The organism is Pseudoalteromonas sp. SWXJZ10B (genome assembly GCF_015864475.1).
Lineage (GTDB): Bacteria > Pseudomonadota > Gammaproteobacteria > Enterobacterales > Alteromonadaceae > Pseudoalteromonas > Pseudoalteromonas arctica.
Genome location: NZ_JADYXD010000002.1, coordinates 119,246 through 140,782, shown reverse-complemented (window position 1 = coordinate 140,782; position 21,537 = coordinate 119,246). Strand labels below are relative to the sequence as shown.

General features: G+C 38.7%; 11 protein-coding genes. 3 read left to right on the top strand and 8 right to left on the bottom strand.

What is annotated here, in order from left to right; translation table 11 throughout:
• Nucleotides 1–6: 6 nt before the first annotated feature.
• The 3 genes from I6F54_RS02590 to I6F54_RS02580 all read right to left on the bottom strand — a co-directional run bounded on the left by I6F54_RS02590 (nt 7) and on the right by I6F54_RS02580 (nt 6,266).
• On the bottom strand, nt 7–1,857 hold the full coding sequence (locus tag I6F54_RS02590) for a glycoside hydrolase family 13 protein (protein ID WP_197139511.1): 1,851 nt from the start codon (nt 1,855–1,857) through the stop codon (nt 7–9).
• A gap of 2 nt (nt 1,858–1,859) precedes the next feature.
• Nucleotides 1,860–3,350 carry a tryptophan halogenase family protein gene (locus I6F54_RS02585; protein WP_197139510.1) on the bottom strand — a complete coding sequence of 497 codons (1,491 nt, stop codon included), beginning with the start codon at nt 3,348–3,350 and terminating at the stop codon, nt 1,860–1,862.
• Between the two features lie 132 nt (nt 3,351–3,482).
• On the bottom strand, nt 3,483–6,266 hold the full coding sequence (locus I6F54_RS02580) for a TonB-dependent receptor (RefSeq protein ID WP_197139509.1): 2,784 nt from the start codon (nt 6,264–6,266) through the stop codon (nt 3,483–3,485).
• A 662-nt stretch (nt 6,267–6,928) separates the two neighbouring features.
• Here I6F54_RS02580 and I6F54_RS02575 point away from each other — a divergent pair.
• Nucleotides 6,929–8,551 (top strand): alpha-glucosidase family protein, encoded by a 1,623-nt coding sequence (locus I6F54_RS02575; protein ID WP_197139508.1) that lies wholly within the window; start codon nt 6,929–6,931, stop codon nt 8,549–8,551.
• 92 nt (nt 8,552–8,643) lie between these two features.
• On the opposite strand, the gene I6F54_RS02570 is transcribed toward I6F54_RS02575, so the two are convergent.
• Nucleotides 8,644–9,189 carry a TIGR00645 family protein gene (locus I6F54_RS02570; RefSeq protein WP_007582598.1) on the bottom strand — a complete coding sequence of 182 codons (546 nt, stop codon included), beginning with the start codon at nt 9,187–9,189 and terminating at the stop codon, nt 8,644–8,646.
• Nucleotides 9,190–9,428: 239 nt separating this feature from the next.
• On the opposite strand from I6F54_RS02570, the gene I6F54_RS02565 reads away from it, so the two are divergent.
• On the top strand, nt 9,429–9,671 hold the full coding sequence (locus tag I6F54_RS02565) for a hypothetical protein (RefSeq protein ID WP_007582596.1): 243 nt from the start codon (nt 9,429–9,431) through the stop codon (nt 9,669–9,671).
• Nucleotides 9,672–9,987: 316 nt separating this feature from the next.
• Here the strand turns inward: I6F54_RS02565 and topA are convergent, their stop codons facing one another.
• A complete protein-coding gene (gene topA, locus I6F54_RS02560; RefSeq protein ID WP_165727402.1) occupies nt 9,988–12,696 on the bottom strand; it encodes a type I DNA topoisomerase in 2,709 nt (902 codons plus the stop codon).
• A gap of 248 nt (nt 12,697–12,944) precedes the next feature.
• The gene (locus I6F54_RS02555) at nt 12,945–16,268 is read right to left on the bottom strand and encodes a hypothetical protein (RefSeq protein ID WP_197139507.1); all 3,324 of its coding nucleotides are present in this window, start codon (nt 16,266–16,268) and stop codon (nt 12,945–12,947) included.
• Nucleotides 16,269–16,461: 193 nt separating this feature from the next.
• Here I6F54_RS02555 and I6F54_RS02550 point away from each other — a divergent pair, with 193 nt between their 5' ends.
• The gene (locus tag I6F54_RS02550; protein WP_007582590.1) at nt 16,462–17,796 is read left to right on the top strand and encodes a dicarboxylate/amino acid:cation symporter; all 1,335 of its coding nucleotides are present in this window, start codon (nt 16,462–16,464) and stop codon (nt 17,794–17,796) included.
• Between the two features lie 96 nt (nt 17,797–17,892).
• Here the strand turns inward: I6F54_RS02550 and sohB are convergent, their stop codons facing one another.
• Nucleotides 17,893–18,909, bottom strand: coding sequence for a protease SohB (gene sohB / locus I6F54_RS02545; RefSeq protein ID WP_197139506.1), 1,017 nt, complete (start codon nt 18,907–18,909; stop codon nt 17,893–17,895).
• 100 nt (nt 18,910–19,009) lie between these two features.
• A complete protein-coding gene (locus tag I6F54_RS02540; protein ID WP_197139505.1) occupies nt 19,010–21,439 on the bottom strand; it encodes a VolA/Pla-1 family phospholipase in 2,430 nt (809 codons plus the stop codon).
• Nucleotides 21,440–21,537 lie beyond the last annotated feature (98 nt).

Here is a 21,537-nt window from a genome sequence, read left to right as displayed (position 1 = left end):
AAACATTCACGGCGTATTAATCACTAATACCGTAGCAGCCATTGGCTCTAAGTTAATACTGTTAGTTAGTTTAAAAGTGTGTTGTGTGAATAATGCCTGCGCATTGGCATTTTTTGGTATAACTTCTTGCATGTAATCAATATTATGCTTTTGTGTTACTTTGTTTTTATTCATAAAAACTAATACTGTTTGCGTGTCACTAACGCGAGCATAACTATAAACACCATTGTTCGGACTGAAATGAACGAGCTTACCCTTTGCCAGCGCCGGGCTTTGCTTTCTAAAGTTAAGTAGCGTGCTTATAGTTTCGTGCATATCGCGCTGATCTTTACTTAACCCGACTCCAGTAAACGCATTAGCGTTTTGATTTTTGAACCCACCAGGAAAATCAATGCGTATATCGCCATGATCTTTACTCGGCGTATTATCCAATAATATTTCGGTTCCGTAATACATTTGAGTAATGCCGCGCGTTGTTAAAAACAAAGTCATCGCCATTTTAGTTTTAGCTAAGTCTTGCCCAAGCTCTGTATATACACGGCTCATATCGTGGTTATCAGCAAACACCATAATGTTATTGGTGTCTGGGTATAAAAAATCGTTAGCTAATGACTGATATACTTTAACCCAGCCTGTGCTCCAACTTTCATCTTCATTTAAAGCTCGAATTACCGCCTCTTGCAACGAAAAGTCCATCACACTGGGTAAGCTTGACACATACCCATCTTGATTTACTTTACCGCGCTGCCAATACGACGCTATTGCAGGGTTTGAAGTCCACTCTTCGCCAACAATATTAAAGTGTGGGTATTCATCCATAATGGCCTTGGTCCAATCACTTAAAAATGCTTTGTCTGAATAAGAATAGGTATCTACACGAATACCGCTTAAATCTGCGTATTCAATCCACCAAATTGCATTTTGAATTAAATACTCATTTAATAATGGTTGGCGCTGGTTTAAATCGGGCATGCTAGCGACAAACCAACCATCGCTAAACTGGCGTTTATCGTAGTTACTGGCGTGTGGATCTTGAATTGTTTGGCGCGCATGGCTTGTGGCATTTTTGCCATTTTCAAACTGCCCATTAAAGTTAATCCAATCTTGAGTTGGTTTATCCTTCATCCACGGGTGCTCAGCACCAAAGTGATTAAGCACCATATCCATAACAAGCCCAATGCCCTGCTCTTTAGCCTTTATTGATAACGTTTTGTATAGGTTATTCGATCCCATTCGCGGATCAACGTTGTAAAAGTCTGTAATCGCGTAACCATGATAAGAGTAATCTGGCATGTTGTTTTCAAGCACTGGAGTAAGCCAAAGCTGTGTTACACCTAAATTATTTAAATACGGTAATGCGTTAATAACACCTTGAATATCCCCTCCATGCCGCCCGCCTTTAAAACCTGGGTTTGCAGCTTCTAGCATGCTTTTGACGGTATCATTTATGGAGTCGCCATTTACAAAGCGATCTGGGTTAATTAAATATAAAGCATCTGCACTTGTGAAACCTTGGCGTTGCGCGCTATTTTTATCTCGGGTAAATAAAGGAAACTCAAAGCTATGCGCTGTATTAGTGCTGTTAAACTTGAGCGTTCCTGCTTTTGCGTTATCGCTAATATTTAAATGTAGGAAAGCATAATTAGGGTTGTCGGTACGTGTTACGTTATTAAGTTCAACCCCTTTATACTTATCTAATTTAAATTCTTCGTTAGCTATATTTTGCTCATGCACGAGTACTGTAATGTTATTTTTATTCATGCCTACCCACCAATTGGCAGGCTCTACATTAAGTGCATAACTAAAGCTTGGTAAGCTACATGCGCTTACGAGTAAAAGTGTGTTTAAAAATCGCATTGTTATACCTTTTTAATGCTGGCTAAAAAATTCTGGTGAGTTGGTAACTGCGTTACAGTTGAGCTGATCAACGTTTTTAAAGTAGAGAATAAATCGCTCAGTTGATCATCACTTAGTGAATCAACAATACTGTTATAGTCATCAGGGATAAGCCCTTGCCCTATCATGACTTGCTGCCAAGCAACTTCGGCGAATAGTTCATCATCTTCACGTATTACTTTGCCTGTGTGTTTAAATAAATTCAGTTTATGGGTAAGGGAATTTGGTATATCCATTTGCATGCATTGACGCCAAAACGGGGAGTCTTCTCGCTCGGTGAGTTTATAATGCAAAATAATAAAATCACGTATGTGCTCTAATTCAATAACGCTTTGTTTATTAAACTCCGTTACTAACGCATCGCTAATACCGTTGTGTGGAAATAGCTTAATTAAACGCGTAACCGCAGTTTGAATTAAATGAATACTGGTTGACTCTAGCGGCTCTAAAAAACCACTTGAGAGGCCAACCGACACCACATTTTTATGCCATTGCTTTAAACGCCGACCTGTTTTGAATTTTATAATACGGGGCTCTGTAATTGGCTCAGCGGGTAAGCTTTTTAGCAGTAACTGCTTAGCATCATCATCTGACAAGTATCTACTGCAATAAACAAGGCCATTACCAATACGATTTTGCAGTGGTATTTGCCATTGCCAACCAGCACTATGTGCAATAGATCGCGTATAGGGCTTAAGCTCATGAGTACTTTTTGTTTGTACGGCTACTGCACTATCGCATGGTAAGTAATGAGACCAATCAATAAAACCTGTATTTAGTGTTTGTTCAATTAATAGTGCACGCAGCCCGGTGCAATCTATAAATAAATCCCCACTAATTTGACTGTCGTTATCAAGTGCTAGGCTTTTAACATTGCCTGTATCGCATTGTTCAACATGGCTTATTTTTGCATCTATGTGTTTAACACCGCGCGATATAGCCAACTTTTTTAAGTATTCAGCGTAAAGCGTCGCATCAAAATGATATGCGTAACTCAGCCCAGGTAGTTGGGTATTAGGAATTGTATTGAGGGGTGCAAATTTATGCTGTTTAGCCGTTTGGTAATTGAGTGAAAAATCCCATAAGTCGTCTTCGTAGCCCGTAATTTGACCTTTTAACCAAAAATTATAAAAATCGCAAAAGGGAAAATCTTTACCTAACGAGCCAAACGCATGCATGTAGCTATGCCCTGGCGTTTTCCAGTTTTCGAACTCTATACCTAATTTTATTGAAGCATTAGTGGCATCAATAAAATCTTGCTCGTTTATACCCAGCGCGTTATTAAGTTGAATAATGGGCGGTATCGTTGCTTCACCCACTCCTACCGTACCAATAGCTGATGATTCTATTAGTGTGATATTAATTACTTTACCTAACACTTTATTAAGCAGTGCTGCTGTTATCCACCCTGCGGTACCACCGCCTGCAATTACGACATGTTTTATTGGTTTCATATTATTGCCCACGCTTTAATACAGCGCTCAATAAACTTAATTAAGCGAATTGGTATTAATCAGTGTTTGATAAACTAGCTATAAAAAAGCCCTTGTAAAACAAATCACAAGGGCTTCTACACACAACTTTTATTATAGCTTGTAACTAAAGCCTAACAAGTAAGTACGACCGTAATCTTGATAGTCACGTACTTGTAGAGCATTATCGCCAGAAAGTGACGTAAACGGTTCTTCAGTTAAGTTTTGTACTTGAAACTGAACAGATAAACCTTCAAGGCTTTCAATGCCGGCCTCAGAGAAGTCATAACCTGCTTGAACATCCCAAATAGTTTCACCTAAAATATCAACTTGTTCAGTGTTAAAACCTAAACCATATACATCACCTTTAAAGGCACTGCGTTTGCGCATACTGGTACGTAATTGCATACCATGCATTTCGTAGTAAACTGTTAAGCTTTGAATTTTATCCGAAAGACCTGGTAGCTCGTAATCGTTACCGTTTTGATCTTCAATATCAGACTCAATACCAGTATGGCTGGCAATTAAACCAAAACCTTCAAGAGATGGATGGAATATTTTAAATGGTAACGCCAGTGAAAGCTCGTAACCATATAAATCGCCACCGCCGCCATTTATTTTACCGCTGCCTGTACCTGATGATGTTGCAGGAGCTTCACCTGTTGAAGGGTCAGCTACGCCTGACATATCAATTGCATACGTGCCGTCAAAAATCCACTGAGTTAAATCTTTATAGAAAAACGCAGCAGAGAAGTAACCTTCATCGCTAAAGTAATTCTCGTAAGTAAAATCGTAGCCGGTTGCTTCTTTAGGTTCTAAATTTGGGTTACCACCCGATACAGACCAATAGTTGCCATTTTCATCAGGTGTTTGATTATATGAAGCATTAACTGATGAATTCATTTCATCTAAGCGTGCACGAGAAATTGTTTTAGCAGCACCAAAACGTATCGTTTGTTGCTCATCAATCGCAAGTGACAAGTTTAAGCTAGGTAATACGTGCGAGTAATCATGACTTATGTTTGTAGGTGATGTAACAACCACACCATCAACAGTACTAAATGCATTACCTTGTGATGATTGATCAGTTTGTACATAACGCACGCCCACGTTACCCGTTAATGCAAGGCCGCTTACTTCAGCATTAATATTAGCTTGAACAAATGCAGAAGTAATTTCTTCTTTTACAGTCCACGATTTAGTCGCATGACTTGTATTTGTTAAGCTCTCTGCCAGTAAGTCGTAATAACCGTCGTTAACTAAGCCATTTACGTCATAAGCAATCATATCGCCCATGCCTATAAAACCTAAATCAACACTTCCGTTACGGTACTGTTCTGGCACATTAAGCATGCCTGGGTTATCAAGCGAAAAGCTAGATAACGTCATAAAGTAACCTTCTGAATCTTTTGTTTTCTCACGTTCTTTGTAAGACATACCAAATTCAATAGAACTTATGTACTCGTTTTCTAATACCTTTGAAGCCGCTATTTTTAATGTTGATAGCTCATCTTCAATGGTCGGTGCATTAATAAAACCATCTTGCGCTTGGTTTTCATACTCAGTACCAGTTAAACCATATTTATCGTTAAGTGCAGAGCTTGCACCCCACGATAGCGGGCCACCTAACTGTATTAAACCATAATCGCTATAATCTAAGTCATGAGTAAAACTTGCGCCGGTATTTCCACCATTAAATGTATAACCTAAGTTATCTGCAACACCGCGAGCATCACCACGCCCTGTACCTGAGTAGCTCTCAACACTCCAGATTTTGCGGTCTACTTGTGAATAACTTGCATCAAACTCTACTGACCACGAATCGTCAATATCATATTTAGTATTAAAACCAAAAGCTGTAAGTTCCGCTTCGCGTTCTTCATAATCGTTTCGAACTACTACACGTTGGCCTTGTGTTACTGCACTTGTTATAAAGCCAGATGCTTCATCAACTACAACACTATTTGCATCAATACTACCTTGACCCCATGCAAATGGAACTTCAATACCGCGTAGAATTTTTTCATCTGTAAAATCTACATATAATGCATCAAACGTCATGTTTAATTTGTCAGTAGGGGCTGCTTCAAGTACTAGCATTGCCGAATCACGCTCAAGGGTTGATGAACGTACAAATGGTTTAGCGCCGCCTAAAATTGAATAATCGTTACCATTTTCGGTGAATTCTGGGTAGCCCCATGAATTCCAACGTTTTTCTTGATTTGGTGAACTCATTGTATTTAAAGCAAATGCAACGCCAATTGTATCGTCAGCAAACTGATCAATGTATGAGATAGTGCCTCGATAGCCGTCATCATTACCGTCTGGATTTAATTTACCAAAGCTGGTTTGCTCATACTGCCCATTTACTTGTACAACACGTTCGCCTTTACTTAAAGGGCGCACGGTTTGCATATTAATAACACCGGCAATACCTTCAGCATCAATACTTGCATTTGGCGTTTTATAAACGGTTACACCGCTCATTATTTCTGATGGATAAAGGTCAAACTCTACACCACGGTTATCACCAATCGATACCTGCTCACGACCGTTAAACGTTGTGCCACTTTCATTCTCGCCAAAACCACGAATAGAGACACGACTTGCTCGCCCGTCTAAGCGCTGAGCTGTTAAGCCTGGTAAACGTGCAATTGATTCAGCAATTGAAGAATCTGGCAATTTGCCAATGTCTTCAGCCGATATAGATTCTACAACCTGTGTAGAGAAGCGTTTTGTGTTAATAGACTCAACCACACTGCCACGAAAGCCTTTAACTTCGATAACTTCTACATCATCTTTTTTTATTGTATCTTCTTGAGCAGCCTGTGTAGCAAAGCTTGATAAGCCTGCAGCTGTTAATGCCAAAGTTAATATACTTGGTTTGAACATAGACATAATGTTTTCCCGTTACCCATATTGTGATACCCGCGTTCAATGTTTAAGTGATAGTTAAACAAGGCGAGCTAATTTTGTTGTCAGGATGAATATTAACGCCAGATTTATTTTATTAACAACTTTATGCATACGTATTCAACAATTTCAATGTAGCCTAACATTAACATACATTACACACACATAACTTTAACCATATGATTTTATTAAAAATAAACAAAACAAAAAACACTGAAAGAGCATGACAGATTAAATCTATTTTGTAGAAAACTAATAGCCTTTCTACTTGAATGTAAACAAGATGAAATTAATTGGCACTGTTATATAACGTTTAAATAATTGCACATTTACTAAGTGTTAAATTGGTCAGACCATTTCTAGTAAAACCAAGGGTATATTTCCTTTATAGTACAAACTGTTAGGTTAAATTTAACTAAAAAATGAATGAATAACATAATTGGTAAACATTAAACACACAAAACGAACACCGCCAAAGAGGCGCTAAGCGCTTATTTTAAATAATTTTATTGCATTATTTTTAGTGCATACGTATGCAGACTTTTTACAGAATTACAGGCTTCACGTATGCTTTTTGAAAATAACGTGATTAATCGTAATCACAATAAAGAATAGTCTAAATACTGTGTGGAATGACGGAGAAAAGCATGACCCAAAAGCAGTGGTATAAAGGTGCGGTTATTTATCAAGTTTATCCGCGTAGCTTTCAAGATAGCAACAACGATGGTATTGGTGACTTAAAAGGGATTATTAATCGTATTGATTACATTAAAAGCTTAGGCGTTGATGCAATTTGGATTTCACCTTTTTTCAAATCGCCGATGAAAGACTTTGGCTACGATATTAGTGACTACCGTGACATTGACCCGCTTTTTGGTGATTTAAACGATTTTGATGAACTTATTAGCCAAGCCCACGATCGCAACATTAAAATTATAATTGACCAAGTACTAAGCCATACATCAGATCAACACCAATGGTTTACAGATAGCCGCGAAAATCAAAATAACGATAAAGCGGATTGGTATGTTTGGGCTGAAGCTAAAGATGACGGCACAGCACCTAATAATTGGCTGTCTATTTTTGGTGGTGGCGCGTGGCAGTGGGAACCTCGCCGTGGGCAATATTATTTGCATAACTTTTTAACCGAACAACCCGATTTAAACTTTCATAATCCTGACGTAAGACAAGCTGTACTTGATAACGTAGAGTTTTGGCTTAAAAAAGGCGTTGATGGCTTTAGATTAGATGCTATTAACTTTTGTTATCACGATGCACAACTTCGCGATAACCCAGCTAAACCAAAAGATAAGCGCCAGGGTCGTGGTTTTAGTGAAGATAACCCATACGCATTTCAGTATCATTACTACAACAACACTCAGCCAGAAAATATTGAGTTTATGCAAGACATTCGCACATTACTTAATAAATACCCAGGTACTGTATCGCTTGGCGAAATCTCATCAGAGGATTCATTGGCGACAATGGCGCAGTACACCCAAGGTGGCGATAAGCTGCACATGGGATATAGCTTTGAGCTCTTAACAAATGATTATTCAAGTGAATATATTAGAACTACGGTTCAAACTCTTGAACAACGTATGACTGAGGGTTGGCCGTGTTGGGCATTTAGCAACCATGATGTAGAGCGCGTAGCAAGTCGCTGGAGTGAAAATGGCGAAATAAACCCTCAGCAATGTAAAATGCTAACCGCCCTACTTGCTTCCCTTCGTGGCAGTGTATGTATGTACCAAGGTGAAGAATTAGGTTTAGGTGAGGCAAGTGTTGCCTTTGAAGACTTACAAGACCCATATGGCATAACATTTTGGCCTAATTTTAAAGGGCGTGATGGCTGTAGAACGCCAATGCCTTGGGGGCAAGCTGATTCACCTCATGCGGGTTTTAGTGACGTAAAACCTTGGCTACCTGTTGATGATGCACACAAACAGCAATCAGTCGCTGTGCAAACTAATGATAGCAACTCAATTTTAAACGCCTACCGTGAGTTTATGGCGTGGCGCAAGAGCCAAACTGTTTTACTTGAGGGTGATATTGAGTTTATTGAAACGCCTGAGCCTGTGCTTGCTTTTTATAGAACGCTTGGACCGCAAAAAATGCTGTGCATATTTAATCTAAACTCTCAACAAACAAGTATTGATATGCCAACATCAATCGTTAAAGAATACAATGAGCTTAGCCACCACAGCGCAAAATTAAGCCAAGACACACTTACGCTTGAGCCTTTCGCTTGCTTTTATGCAAAGTGTTAATGACATCAAGAATTACACTTAATATTACAGCTAAGTTCTAAACATAAAAAGCCCAAGTAAATTACTTGGGCTTTTTTGTGCATTTAATTTTTCTAATGACTTTGGGTTTTACTGTTTAAGTAGTCAGTTAAAGCAAATAAAACGCCTGACATTACAAACGTGACATGAATAGTCACTTTCCAAAGTAGCTCATCACTTGGATATGCGCCTGAGTTTATAAATACTTTTAATAACTCAACAGCAGAAATAGCGACTATCGCACTTATTAATTTCATCTTTAGACCTGAAAAACCAACCTTTCCCATCCAAGATGGTCTGTCTTCGTGATTATCAATATTAAGCTTAGAAACAAAGTTCTCGTAACCACTAAATGTAATGATCAGCAATAACCCCGCTAATAATGCTGTATCAACTAAAGTTAGAATACCGACAAGTAACTCTTGATTGGTTGCTGTAAATGTCGCAATACCCATTAAATAAAGCTGCTTAAAAAACTTTATTAACAACAGTACAACTGCAAATAGTAAACCCACAAAAAATGGGGCTAGTAGCCAACGCCCTTTAAAAATAAAAGATTCTAATGCATGCTCTACTTTATTAGCTTGGCGTGGTTTTTTATTAGGGGTGTGTGATGACATTGATTTGTCTTTTAATTAAAAAAGCGACCTTAGCTTATAAACCACTGCAACACAATGCTGCGAAATCCTGACAAGTAAATTACTCATCCTCACGATAAAAAAATTTCGTTATCTTTTATTTCGTTTTCGTTTAAAAATCAGTATACCAACAGAGTTGTTCTGGATTGGGCACTACTGGTTTAAACCTAATCTTAAACTGGGTAAATCAGTCATCACACCATTTTTTTAGGAATAAACGAATGAAAAAAGCATTGCTAGCATTAATCGTAGCTCCACTATTTGCAGTATCTGCGACTTACGCGGTAGCAGACGATGCGCCAACAGCTTCAGCCGAAATGGTAAAAGAATACACAGAAATGTGTGTTAACTGGGCTAAAGATGATGACGTAAGCAATGAAGAGCTAAATGCCTACGTATTAAAATGCGTAAATGATGAGCTTGAATCTGAAGGCTATAAAAAAGTATCTTCTGTTAAGATTTAATCATACCAATTGCATTAAATTAATGTTCTATTATACCGCTAAGAAAATAGCTCAATAGCAAGTGAAATAGCATGACATATAGTTGTTTTATATGAATGTTTTTTAACGCAGTGAGTGGGTTATTTAGTGCAATATAATGACCATTTTTTAATAAAATTGGTATCTCCAATACGCTTAGTTGAATGTACTGCTAATAAAGCCGTTGCGAAAACATTCAACTAAGCACAAAAAAACCGGAATAGACACAAGCTGTGCGTTCCGGTTTTTTTATGGTTTTTTAAAACCTATAAAAAGTTATGAATAAGCGATAACGTGCTTATTCATCTTCTTTTTTAGCTTTCGCTTTAGGCTTTGCTTTAGCTGGTGCCTTTTTTGCAGCAGCTTTCTTTTTAGGTGCTGCCTTTTTCTTCGCTTCTTCTGTCCATTTACCTGCTTCATAATGAGCAGTCCAGCCAGTAGCTTTACCGTCAACTTCAGTCATAACATACTGAGCTTTATTTTTACGGCTATAGCGTACAACAGCAAGATTACCATCAGGATCTTTAGCAGGTGCATCTGCTAAGTAATAAAACTTAGGCGAAATACGGTCTCTAAAGCGTTTTAACTCTTCTACTTTAGGTGCACGTGTTTCACGAGACTTAGGAAAAGTATTTGCAGCTAAAAATATACCCGCGGCGCCATCACGTAATACAAAATACGCATCTGACTTTTCACACTCTAACTCAGTAATGTGAACAGGATCTTCTTTTGGTGGAGCAGCTTCGCCACTTTTAAGTAGTTTACGTGTATTTTTACACTCGTCATTATTACAGCCAAAGTACTTACCAAAGCGACCAGATTTAAGCTCCATGTCAGAGCCACATTTATCACATTCGATAATTGGTCCGTCATAGCCTTTAATTTTAAAGGTACCTTCTTCAACTATATGCCCTTTACATGCTGGATTATTACCACACACATGTAATTTACGGGTTTCGTCAATTAGGTATGAATCCATTGCCGTTTCACAAATCGGGCAACGTTTCATCTGCATTAGCTTTTCAGTTTCTTCGTCTTCGACATCGGCTGCAACCGCTTCATCGCCCGACACTAAGTTCATTGTCGTTGTACAACGCTCTTTAGGTGGTAAGCTATAGCCAGTACACCCTAAGAAAACACCAGTTGATGCTGTGCGTATACCCATTTTTCGGCTACACGTAGGACATTCAATATCCGTTTCAACCATCTCGTTGAGACGCATACCGCCATTTTCTGGCTCATCTTTAGCGACAGTTAATTGCGTTGAAAAATCAGCATAAAATTTATCAAGAACTTCAGTCCATACTCGCTCGCCTTCAGCGATGTCATCTAAACGGCCTTCCATTTTTGCTGTAAAATCAAAATTCATTAAATCAGTGAAGTTTTCAACCAAACGATCGGTAACTATTTCACCCATTTTTTCAGCAAAGAAACGGCGATTTTCTACACGTACATAACCACGATCTTGAATCGTTGATATAATTGACGCATAAGTAGATGGACGACCAATACCGCGTTTTTCAAGCTCTTTTACTAAACTTGCTTCACTAAAGCGCGCTGGCGGTTTAGTAAAATGTTGCTTAGGATCAAGTTCGATTAAAGTAAGGACTTCACCTTCTTTAACAGCCGGTAGTGATTGATCTTCTTCGTTTTTCTTACGTATCGCAGGTTGTACTTTTGTCCAACCATCAAAGCGGAGCACACGGCCTTTCGCTTTAAGCTGGAAGTCGTTAGCTGCAACAGTTAGTGTTGTTAAATCGTATTCAGCAGGTACCATTTGGCACGCTACAAACTGACGCCAAATTAGCTCGTACAGTTTTTTAGCATCAGCATCTACACCTTCAACATGCCCAGATAACACGGTAACGCTTGAAGGACGTATTGCTTCATGCGCTTCTTGTGCATTACCTTTAGAGCTGTAGCTAATTGGATCTTTTGGTAAATATTTAGCACCAAACTCGTTTGTTACATACTCACGACACATTTCAACCGCGTCTTTTGAAAGATTAGTTGAATCGGTACGCATATACGTAATATAACCGCCTTCATACAAACGCTGAGCAAGCATCATGGTCTTTTTAACGCCATAACCTAAACGTGTACTTGCCGCTTGCTGCATGGTTGAAGTAATTAATGGCGCACTTGGGCGACTTTTACTTGGTTTTTCTTCAACGCTAATTACTTTATATTCTGCATTCTCAAGGCTTTTAACCGCTGCGCTAGCCTGAGCTTCATTTACAGGCTTAAATGGCTTTCCTGCTTGTTTGGCTACTTCTAAGCGTAACTCAGACTCAGTATTTTTAACGTCAGCGTGAATATCCCAAAATTCTTCTGGAATAAATGCTTTAATTTCACGTTCACGCTCTACTAATAAACGTACAGCAACAGACTGAACTCGTCCTGCAGAAAGTCCGCGGGCCACTTTAGCCCACAATAAAGGTGATACCATAAAGCCAACAACACGGTCTAAAAAGCGACGTGTTTGCTGAGCGTAAACCATATCAGTATTAAGCTCGCCAGGTGTTTCAAACGCTTGCTGTATTGCGTTTTTAGTAATTTCGTTAAAAACTACGCGCTTATATTTAGCAGGATCACCACCAATGATTTCTTGAAGGTGCCAAGCAATTGCTTCCCCTTCTCTATCCAAATCCGTTGCGAGATATATTTGGTCTGCATTTTCAGCCAGCTTTTGTAATTCTTGAACAACTTTTTCTTTACCAGGCAGTATTTCGTAATGCGGATCCCAGCCTTGGTTTGGGTCTATACCCATACGCGCGACTAAGTTTGTATAATCTCGTTGCTTTTTATACGCTGCTTTCTCTTCAGGTTCCATTTTACGAACTTCTGCTGGCGTTTTAGTTGCCGGCACTTTAGCTTTGCTCGAACCTGAAGTAGGTAAATCTCGTACATGCCCAATACTGGACTTTACGATGAAGTCATTACCTAAATATTTATTAATTGTTTTAGCCTTAGCAGGAGACTCTACAATTACTAGCGATTTGCCCATAGTTGCCTATTTCTAACCAAATATTGAAAATGTGTTTTGCCGACATAAGCGGCGCGAATATTTATAGGTATATCTACAAACACTAGTTGTTACAAGCTTTTAATACAAACTTTTCAGTATTTACTGAATAAACGAACAATTTTTGTCGTTAAATTAAACAAACTAGTGTTTTTAGATTAATTGATGTGGAATATATAGAACAGAAACAAAAATGCCAACCTAAAGGTTGGCATTTTTAAAATAAAGCCTTATTTACTATCGTAAATTTCGATTCCTTTGGAGACTGTTTTAGTGCCACCAGCCTGAGTAGTAAACTCAAATGTTATTGAAAGTACACCGTCAAATTTATCATTACCATCCGCTTCACGAGAAATACGAACATCTGAATACATTGGTTTATCCGTATTCGTACTTGGAATAATAGCGTTATTTTCGATAATAGATAAGTCGCCATTTGTAGAGGCTATAGATACAGTTGTACCCGCTGGTAGTGGATTACCAAACTCATCTGTGTAGTGAATACGAACTGTAATACCAGATAAGCCAACTTCCAATAGTTGAGGATCAGTTTCATCTGGATCCGTTTCATCATATTCAGGGTTATCTGCAAAAACATTTGATAAATCAACTGCTGATATATCACAACGCTCAGATACATCGGATGGCTCAAGTACTGCTGTAACTGAAACAGAGCAATCTGCTGGTACATAAACAGGATACGGTGCATCAAGAATATCCGTTGTTTTCAACACAGAAAAACGAACATATGGATTATCTCCAGACATAACCAATTCAATTTGTTTACGCACTTCAATTAGCTCTCGAGAACACTCACCTGCATTTTCAGCGGCTTCGCTACATAATAAGCCATTATATTTACCATCAGCAAAGTCATAAATACCGTCATTATCTAGGTCTCGCCATGTTTCATTATGACCACCTCGTGAAATTAACTCAGAACATTCATCCGTAGACGGGTCATAATTTGAAGCATCTGCATCACTACAGTTTGCTTTATCGAAGGCTGCATTTTCATTGTGATCTATAAATGCTTCAGGTAAATCGTAACTAGTATAATACTCACCAATATCAAACAAGCCATTGGTGCGTTTAACATCATCAGTGGTTTGCTCATCTACAAAGTTCTCTTGTCCTTTAGTGACAGCGAGAACACTTACACGTCCTCCCATAACAACGCCATCAGCATTATTTTTAGCGCGTGTAATACCATTTATACAAGGAGCTGCAATACCAAAATATGGGTCACAATTTATAATACCTGTTTTTGGATTAATACCTTCTGTAGTTGTTGCGTCCCCGTCAATATCGCCAATTCGGTTACCCCATTTGTAATCATAAAATGGACGGTCTCCTTGAGAGCGCCAGGTTACAACACAAGTAGCATCGTCAGTTTTACAAGTAACTTCATTGCTAGATGAGCCAATGACACCAGCTTCAGCTAAAATAGTTGCCTCTACACCGTCACCGTTATAATTATTAAATTGGTCACCAAAATATACCGTAATATCATTTAAAACACCGTTATAATTAAGTGAGTTAGTATTGAACGTATTTGGGCTTGCATCAAAACTGTTTTGGTCTGTTACGCCTGAAGCGAGCGTTAATTGAGCCGATACAGAACTTATCTGCTCGCTCAATGGTACTAAAGTAAGTGTTCCGTCTGGACAAATTTCATTGCTTGGTTCTGATGTACACAGTTCTACATCATCAACCCAACACGTTAAATCATCACCTTCAGGTAAATTATTAACATCTTCTTTAGAAATAAAACACGCTTTTACCACTAATGGACCAGGCACTATGCCAGATTCAACCGTTGTCTGAACAAAGCCTTCATTATTTGTATCACTTGTTCTAAGTGACAGTTTAGCTGCCCCCACTGAATCTGTTAACTTGAAATCAATACGTTGCTGCGTAGATGCAAGACCATCCGCATCTATTAGCTTAAATCTAACGATCGATTGAGTCGGGGCGCCGCCTTCACCTGGAGGTAATGCAATAAATGTTTCACTGACATCAACAAACTGTATTGATTGTACCGCTGATGTTTCCACAGGAATAATCGTAGTAGCAGTAAAGTTTTTACCGCCTGTCTCAACCGTGATATTAATATCATCGTCAATACTACAACCTGTAGCTCGGTATGTTGATGTTGCGATACCACTTGATGATTTTACTGATGCATCAATTACTGAGTCGCCGCTAATTACACACGTTGAGCTGAACTCAACATCTGTTGGAGTTAAGTATAAATTACCATCTTCATCTAAAAGTGTTACTTCAATAACTGTACTACCACCTGCTTTTAAAGGAATAACATTTCCTGAAGAATCTTTATTTAGCCCGTTATCAACCTCTAGGGTTAAATCAGCAATACCTACAGCAAAATTAGTTGAATTACTTTCACCTACAGACGTTACAGTAACAGTACCTGCGCCACCAGTATTACCAGGTTGCAATTTTAGTAAAGCAATACCAAAGTTATCAGTAAGGGCTGTCCCAGATGAAGGGAGAACAGAACCTAAATTTGTTGAAATATTAACTAGCGAATTTTTACTACCTTCACCACTTTGCTCATCAATGACTTCAACAAATAATTCACCTAGTTCTGATGAAGAGATAGTATTAGCTACCGTACAACCCGATGCTGCTTGTGTAGGGTCAAGTTTTACGCTAGAACGATTATCGTCCCAGCCTGCGTTACAGCCTGTTAAGAGCTTTACTGATATAGAGAATTGTGCCAGATCAACTGGTGCAGAATCACCTGATGAATAAAATACAGCTGTATTACTCACTTCTGTTGAGTTAGTAGGATTATAAGTTGCAACAACTTGACCTGCGCCTTTAAAACTACCACTAGAGAGAGTTACTTTTGCTTCACCCGCTGAGTTTGTAATTGCAGTTCCTAAGTCTGGCGTTATTTTACCTGTGAAGTTTGTAGTAAAAGTAACAAGCTGCTCGCTAAGTGCAACTCCATCATTTTTTAAAGCCGCTGTAACCGTGCCTAAGTTGTCAGTTGTAACCGGGTTTGTATCCGAATACTTAGCACCATTTTCATCGACAATATTTACTGTTAGAGTTGTTGACCCACTAACACCAGTATCATCACCCTGCCCACCGCTTGATTGAAAAGCAAAAGTACTTGTATAAGATTCACCATCGACTGTATAGGTAGCGGTTACTTCTCCAGCACCGGCTTGAGCACCGGCTGTAAGTTCAACCGTTGCAATACCATCGTTTTGAGTTAATGCACTTGATGGAGACAGTTCACCAATCTCATCTTCTAATGTAAACGTAATGCGCTTACCCGCAACAATTACACCGTCTTGAGTAAGAATTGCGCGTAAATCTAAAGAGGAGGTAGCGGTAACAGAATTTGACTCTGTTGCGTCTGTTTGAGAATACCCCTTTAATGAAACCGAGTATGTAGCAGCCTCTGTAGTGGAATCACCATCACTTATAGAACCGTCTTTTTCAAGTGACCCACCGCCACCACAGGCTGTGAGTAAAAAACTTAGCAATGAAATGCCGAGCAGTCGCATTAAAGGCATGAACCTCTCCCTAGCGTTGTTATTATAATTAAAATTAATTTACACTTAATATTAACCTATAACTTAGTCTAAAATCACAGTTTTTTATTACTTTTTTGTGCAAAATATTTTTAAATAAATACTAACTTTTTCTGTAGTAAATATTTCCTTGCTGGTAGTCTATGGCAAATTTATAAAATGTAGATCAGGAAATATGTCAAAAATCCGTTCAATGAGTTTAACCACTCGCATCATGATTGGTATGGCGCTTGGGGTTACAGTAGGTTTTATATTTCAGGCTATATTAGCTGGTGAAGACGATTATCTAATACCACTTGGGTTATTCTCTTTGCCAATTAAAGCCTTTTTTGTTGATGGTATTTTCCATGTTGGTGGTCAAATATTCATTGCCAGCTTGAAAATGTTAGTTGTGCCTCTTGTTTTTGTATCGCTTGTTTGTGGTACCTGTAGCTTAAGTGACCCTAAAAAACTAGGCCGCCTAGGTGGTAAATCTATTGGTTTATATTTATTAACTACAGCTATTGCTATAACAGTGGCGATTACACTTGCCTTATTATTTAGCCCGGGTGAAGGTATAAGCTTGCCATCTAATGCAACCTACGATGCTAAAGAAGCACCTACCCTTGCACGTGTAATTATAGATATGTTTCCTACAAATCCTTTTGAAGCAATGGCCAAAGGCAATATGCTTCAAGTTATTGTGTTTGCACTTTTATTTGGTGTAGCAATGGCATTAAGTGGTAAAGCAGGAAAACGTGTTGCTACCGTATTTGAAGATTTAAACACTGTGATTTTAAAACTAGTTACGCTTTTAATGAATATTGCCCCTTATGGCGTGTTCTTTTTAATGGCAAAACTGTTTACAACAATTGAGCTTAACTTAATTGTGAGCTTAGCGAAGTACTTTGGCGTTGTAGTGCTTGCACTGTTATTACATGCTTTTGTAAACTACACATTGCTTTTAAAAATATTAACGGGCTTAAACCCGCTTATTTTCTTAGCAAAAATGAAGCACACATGCTTATTTGCATTTAGTACCTCGAGCTCAAGCGCAACTATGCCTATTACACTTGAAACTGCTACTAAAAAGTTAGGTGCTAATAACTCGGTTGCCTCATTTACTATCCCACTGGGTGCTACCATTAACATGGATGGCACTGCCATCATGCAAGGTGTGGCTACCGTGTTCATTGCACAAGTGTTTAGTGTCGATTTGACAATATCTGATTATTTAATGGTTATATTAACAGCAACACTTGCCTCTGTAGGTACAGCAGGCGTACCTGGTGTTGGTTTAATAATGCTGGCAATGGTACTTAACCAAGTTGGCTTACCTGTAGAAGGGATTGCAATTATTATCGGTGTAGATAGATTACTTGATATGACACGTACAGCAGTTAATGTAACCGGCGATTGTATGGTTACCTGTGTTGTTGCCAAGTCTGAAGGCGAGCTAGATGAGAGCATCTTTAACGACCCTAATGCAGCTAAAGACTTAGAAGATTATCATAAATCTATTGACTCATAAGCTACATTTATACAGCTATAAAAAAACCTTGATGCAATCCATCAAGGTTTTTTTCGAGTAAAAATAATTTAACTGAATCCTGAAAAAGATTCTAATCTAAGGATTTAACGACTTAAACTTAGAAAGTAAGTTTATTCCCACTTTATTTACACCACTACTCAAGCCAAGAGCTAGCTTATCGCTCAACCCTTTTTTAACTTTGTATTTAATCTTATAAATTTGGCGCTCATGTTGCTGCTCTAGCAATGCATCATCACTTGTTTTTATAACATCTACCAAGCCTTTATCAATTGCTTGAGTTGCAAACCAATGCTCACCTGTCGCAACTAAGTTTATATCTAAGCTTGGACGTTGAGTGCTTACAAACGTTTTAAATAAACCATGTGTTTGTTCAATTTCTTCACGAAATTTTTCACGGGCCTTATCTGTGTTTTCACCAAATAAAGTAAGTGTGCGTTTAAATTCACCTGCTGTTATTTGCTCAAATTCAACATCATTTTTCTTTAATATTTTATTAAAGTTAGGTATTTGAGCTATCACACCAATAGATCCAACTATTGCAAAAGGCGCTGCAAGTATCTCGTCCGCGACACACGCCATCATGTAACCACCACTTGCTGCCACTTTATCAATTGCAACACTTAGAGGAATACCCGCACTTTTAATACGCTGTAACTGAGATGCAGCAAGTCCGTAGCCATGTACAACACCGCCACCACTTTCTAAACGAATAAGTACTTTGTCTTTACTTGGATCGGCAATAGAGATAATAGCCGTTATTTCTTCTCGTAAGCTTTCTACTTCGTGAGCGTCCATACTACCCACAAAGTCAATTACATATAAACGAGGTTTAGGCTCATCTTTATCTGCTTTTTTACTCTTTGATTTAAGTTGTTTTTGATGCGCTTTAAGCTCTTTTTTACCCAACGTATTTTGTAAAAAACTTTCTTTAAGTTCAACTAGCTGCTCTGATATATCATCAATTTGTATTTCACCTTTTTTGGCCTTTGGCTTAACTGCAGCGCCAACTATTAGCATTAAAACAACTGCGATAGCGATAACAAAAGTAACTGTTTTAGCAAAAAACAAACCGTATTCGTATAAAAATTCCAACTGGTTTCTCCATTTATAAATTTCAGCTAATTTAGCATGCTTTAAAGCAAAAAAAAGCCACTTTTCAGTGGCTTTTAAAGGTTAATTATTTTACTGGTTATTAATCAGTCACAACCTCAGGGTTGGAAACTAATAACATCCGTCCGCGAGCAGCTAAGTAAGTAGCTACTTGCAACTGCATTTCTGCATTAGCGGCAGCACTGCCTTCAACAGTTGCAGCCTGTGCAGCATCTTGAGCTGGTGTTAATATAGAACCATGATGCCCTTTAGTAAATTTAACTAAGTAGCTTGCTGGTGTTTCACTCAATGCTTGCGAAGAACTTACTGTCTCAAGACCCATCAAGTTAGCTAATGGAATTGTGCCAGAAATAGGATTATTAGCTGCCATTGGTGGTATCACTTGGTCAGGCTTGTTATCAACACCATCACCCACAACAACATTAGTATAAACAGGAGTACCTAATGCTTTCACAGTGGCTGCGTAGTTAGTTGGATCACCACTATCTAGCGCAGTTTGCGCCGCAAAAGCAAACTGTGTAAATACACCTTGAATGTTAGTAAGTTTAGTCGTTTCACCCGCAGTGGTAAGTGATGCAATATATTCGTTATAACCACATGTCAAGTAAGCTTCCATGTCTGGTATTAATGAGCCACAGTTAGAAACTGCATCTCCTTGTAAGTATGCAGTAAATTCATCAGCTTCTGTTGTACCCGCTTGTGAAAGTACTGAACCTTGAATAAATGGACCAAACGCAGCAGATTCAAGTAAGAAGCTTGCTATACCGCCACCACCGCTTGCAAGAGCTACCGTGTTTACATTAAATAGCGGATCAAGCGTTTCTGCCATTGGCGTATTAGCTTGAGCAATAAATGCTGGAGCAACAATAGAACCTAGCGAATGCCCAATGTAGGTAACGTCTTTACTATTAATAGTTGTATCGTTAATAAAGTTTAAGCCTAAACGAAGGCCTAATAAATCAGCAGCCGATTGACGTAAGCTATCACGTGCAACAAGTAATGAACTTAAGTTCATGTAACTAAGCACAGAACCCGTTGTTGCATTAAAGTCGTCTGTTCCATCACCATCAACATCTATTCCGCGCTCACCATGTCTTGGATGGTCAATAGCAACCGTTGCAAAGCCTTGAATAGAAAGCTGCGCAGTTAAAGCAAGCATACTTTCTTTTTGTGTTGTAATACCGTGCTGCATAATCACAACAGGCCATCCACCTTCAGGCATAGCGATAGGATCTAATTGTAACTGTGCACGGACACCATTAATTATCGGTAAAATAGGTTTAGTAACTTGCACTGGCACATTTGCCATGCTTTGTACTTTTGGAATTGAGTTGTATTTTGTTAAATGGCGTGTGCTGTCTAGTCCTAAGTCACGTAATTGTCCGTCACTTAATGCAGAACATAAACCATCATTTTCACTAATAGGATCTGTCGGAAATGCATCGCCTGCAACGGCCTTATAACCAATTATTGCCACTGCGTTATCACACATACCTTGCCAATATGTATCACTTAAATCACTAATATCAGTACCCGTTGGCGTACCTAAATACATCGGTAACATAATGCTACCTTTTTGATATTGCACACCAGAGAAAGCAGCAGAGACTTCTACACCCTGAGAAGCAAATACTTGTTGTACATTTACCATAGGCTGTTCAGGAACTTGAAGCGCAGGAGTTGGTAACGCAGGCTGTTGCAAGCTTGCAGCTAGTAACTTTTTAATTGTCCCAAGTACAGGGCCTGCTGATTGAATAGTCATCGCACTAGAAAAAATAATATCTTCTTTTGTGATATCTCCTGAACTTACAACTACATTTTCGTAACTGTTAACAGCACCCTGCAAACCAAGTTGGGCTTCTGTAATTAATGGCGCTTCTTGTTTAACCAGCCCATAAGTAGAAGAAGGCTCAATAGAGCGCCCTAATGAATCTTTAAGACCAGTAGTTAATACATTGATGTATGAGCTACCTGCCATAAATGGCTTTAAAGGAATAATTGCAACGCCATCACCTGAAGCTTGAGTTACAAAGTCAACACCAAAAGTAAGCTCACCGATCAATTTACAAGCAGTACCGGCAGCTACAACTGAACATTCTGCATCAGTTAAACTTGCACCCATTACAACTTCAAAAATTCTTACTGTACCAGGGGTCCCAGCAGACGCTTCATCTAAACTCACATTTGGTGGGAATGTTAAATCGATTTTATAAGGAACCTGCGAAGACCAACCATCAAGTGCACCTAGTGCAAGTTGAGGGTTTGCATAAGCTGCGCGCGAAATAGACACATTGTTGTCATCTAATTCACCAGGAATATTAAGTGTACCGTCTTGAGTTCCACTCATTAATAAATCATTGGGTACCGATAAGATACCTGCTGCTGGATCAAATGTAACTGTTGCTGTTGGGATAACTGGTGCTGTGTCGTTTTTGACATCTGTTAACGTTTCTCCACCGCCACAACCTGCTAAAGCAGCTGTAACTGAGAGTGAAAGTAGCATTTTTTTCATATTGTTGGCTCCGCACGTATTTTATTTTTATAGTGTGTTTAATCAGTGTATTAAGTTAAAACAATGTAATCAGGTTATTAATGAGACATTAGACCAGT

Excerpts from the sequence above, each read along its gene's own strand:
- I6F54_RS02540 (WP_197139505.1), bottom strand. The coding sequence starts at position 21,439 with ATGAAAAAAATGCTACTTTCACTCTCAGTTACAGCTGCTTTAGCAGGT.
- I6F54_RS02550 (WP_007582590.1), top strand. The coding sequence starts at position 16,462 with ATGTCAAAAATCCGTTCAATGAGTTTAACCACTCGCATCATGATTGGT.
- I6F54_RS02570 (WP_007582598.1), bottom strand. The coding sequence starts at position 9,189 with ATGTCATCACACACCCCTAATAAAAAACCACGCCAAGCTAATAAAGTA.
- I6F54_RS02565 (WP_007582596.1), top strand. The coding sequence starts at position 9,429 with ATGAAAAAAGCATTGCTAGCATTAATCGTAGCTCCACTATTTGCAGTA.
- I6F54_RS02555 (WP_197139507.1), bottom strand. The coding sequence starts at position 16,268 with ATGCCTTTAATGCGACTGCTCGGCATTTCATTGCTAAGTTTTTTACTC.
- I6F54_RS02585 (WP_197139510.1), bottom strand. The coding sequence starts at position 3,350 with ATGAAACCAATAAAACATGTCGTAATTGCAGGCGGTGGTACCGCAGGG.
- I6F54_RS02575 (WP_197139508.1), top strand. The coding sequence starts at position 6,929 with ATGACCCAAAAGCAGTGGTATAAAGGTGCGGTTATTTATCAAGTTTAT.
- topA (WP_165727402.1), bottom strand. The coding sequence starts at position 12,696 with ATGGGCAAATCGCTAGTAATTGTAGAGTCTCCTGCTAAGGCTAAAACA.
- I6F54_RS02580 (WP_197139509.1), bottom strand. The coding sequence starts at position 6,266 with ATGTCTATGTTCAAACCAAGTATATTAACTTTGGCATTAACAGCTGCA.
- I6F54_RS02590 (WP_197139511.1), bottom strand. The coding sequence starts at position 1,857 with ATGCGATTTTTAAACACACTTTTACTCGTAAGCGCATGTAGCTTACCA.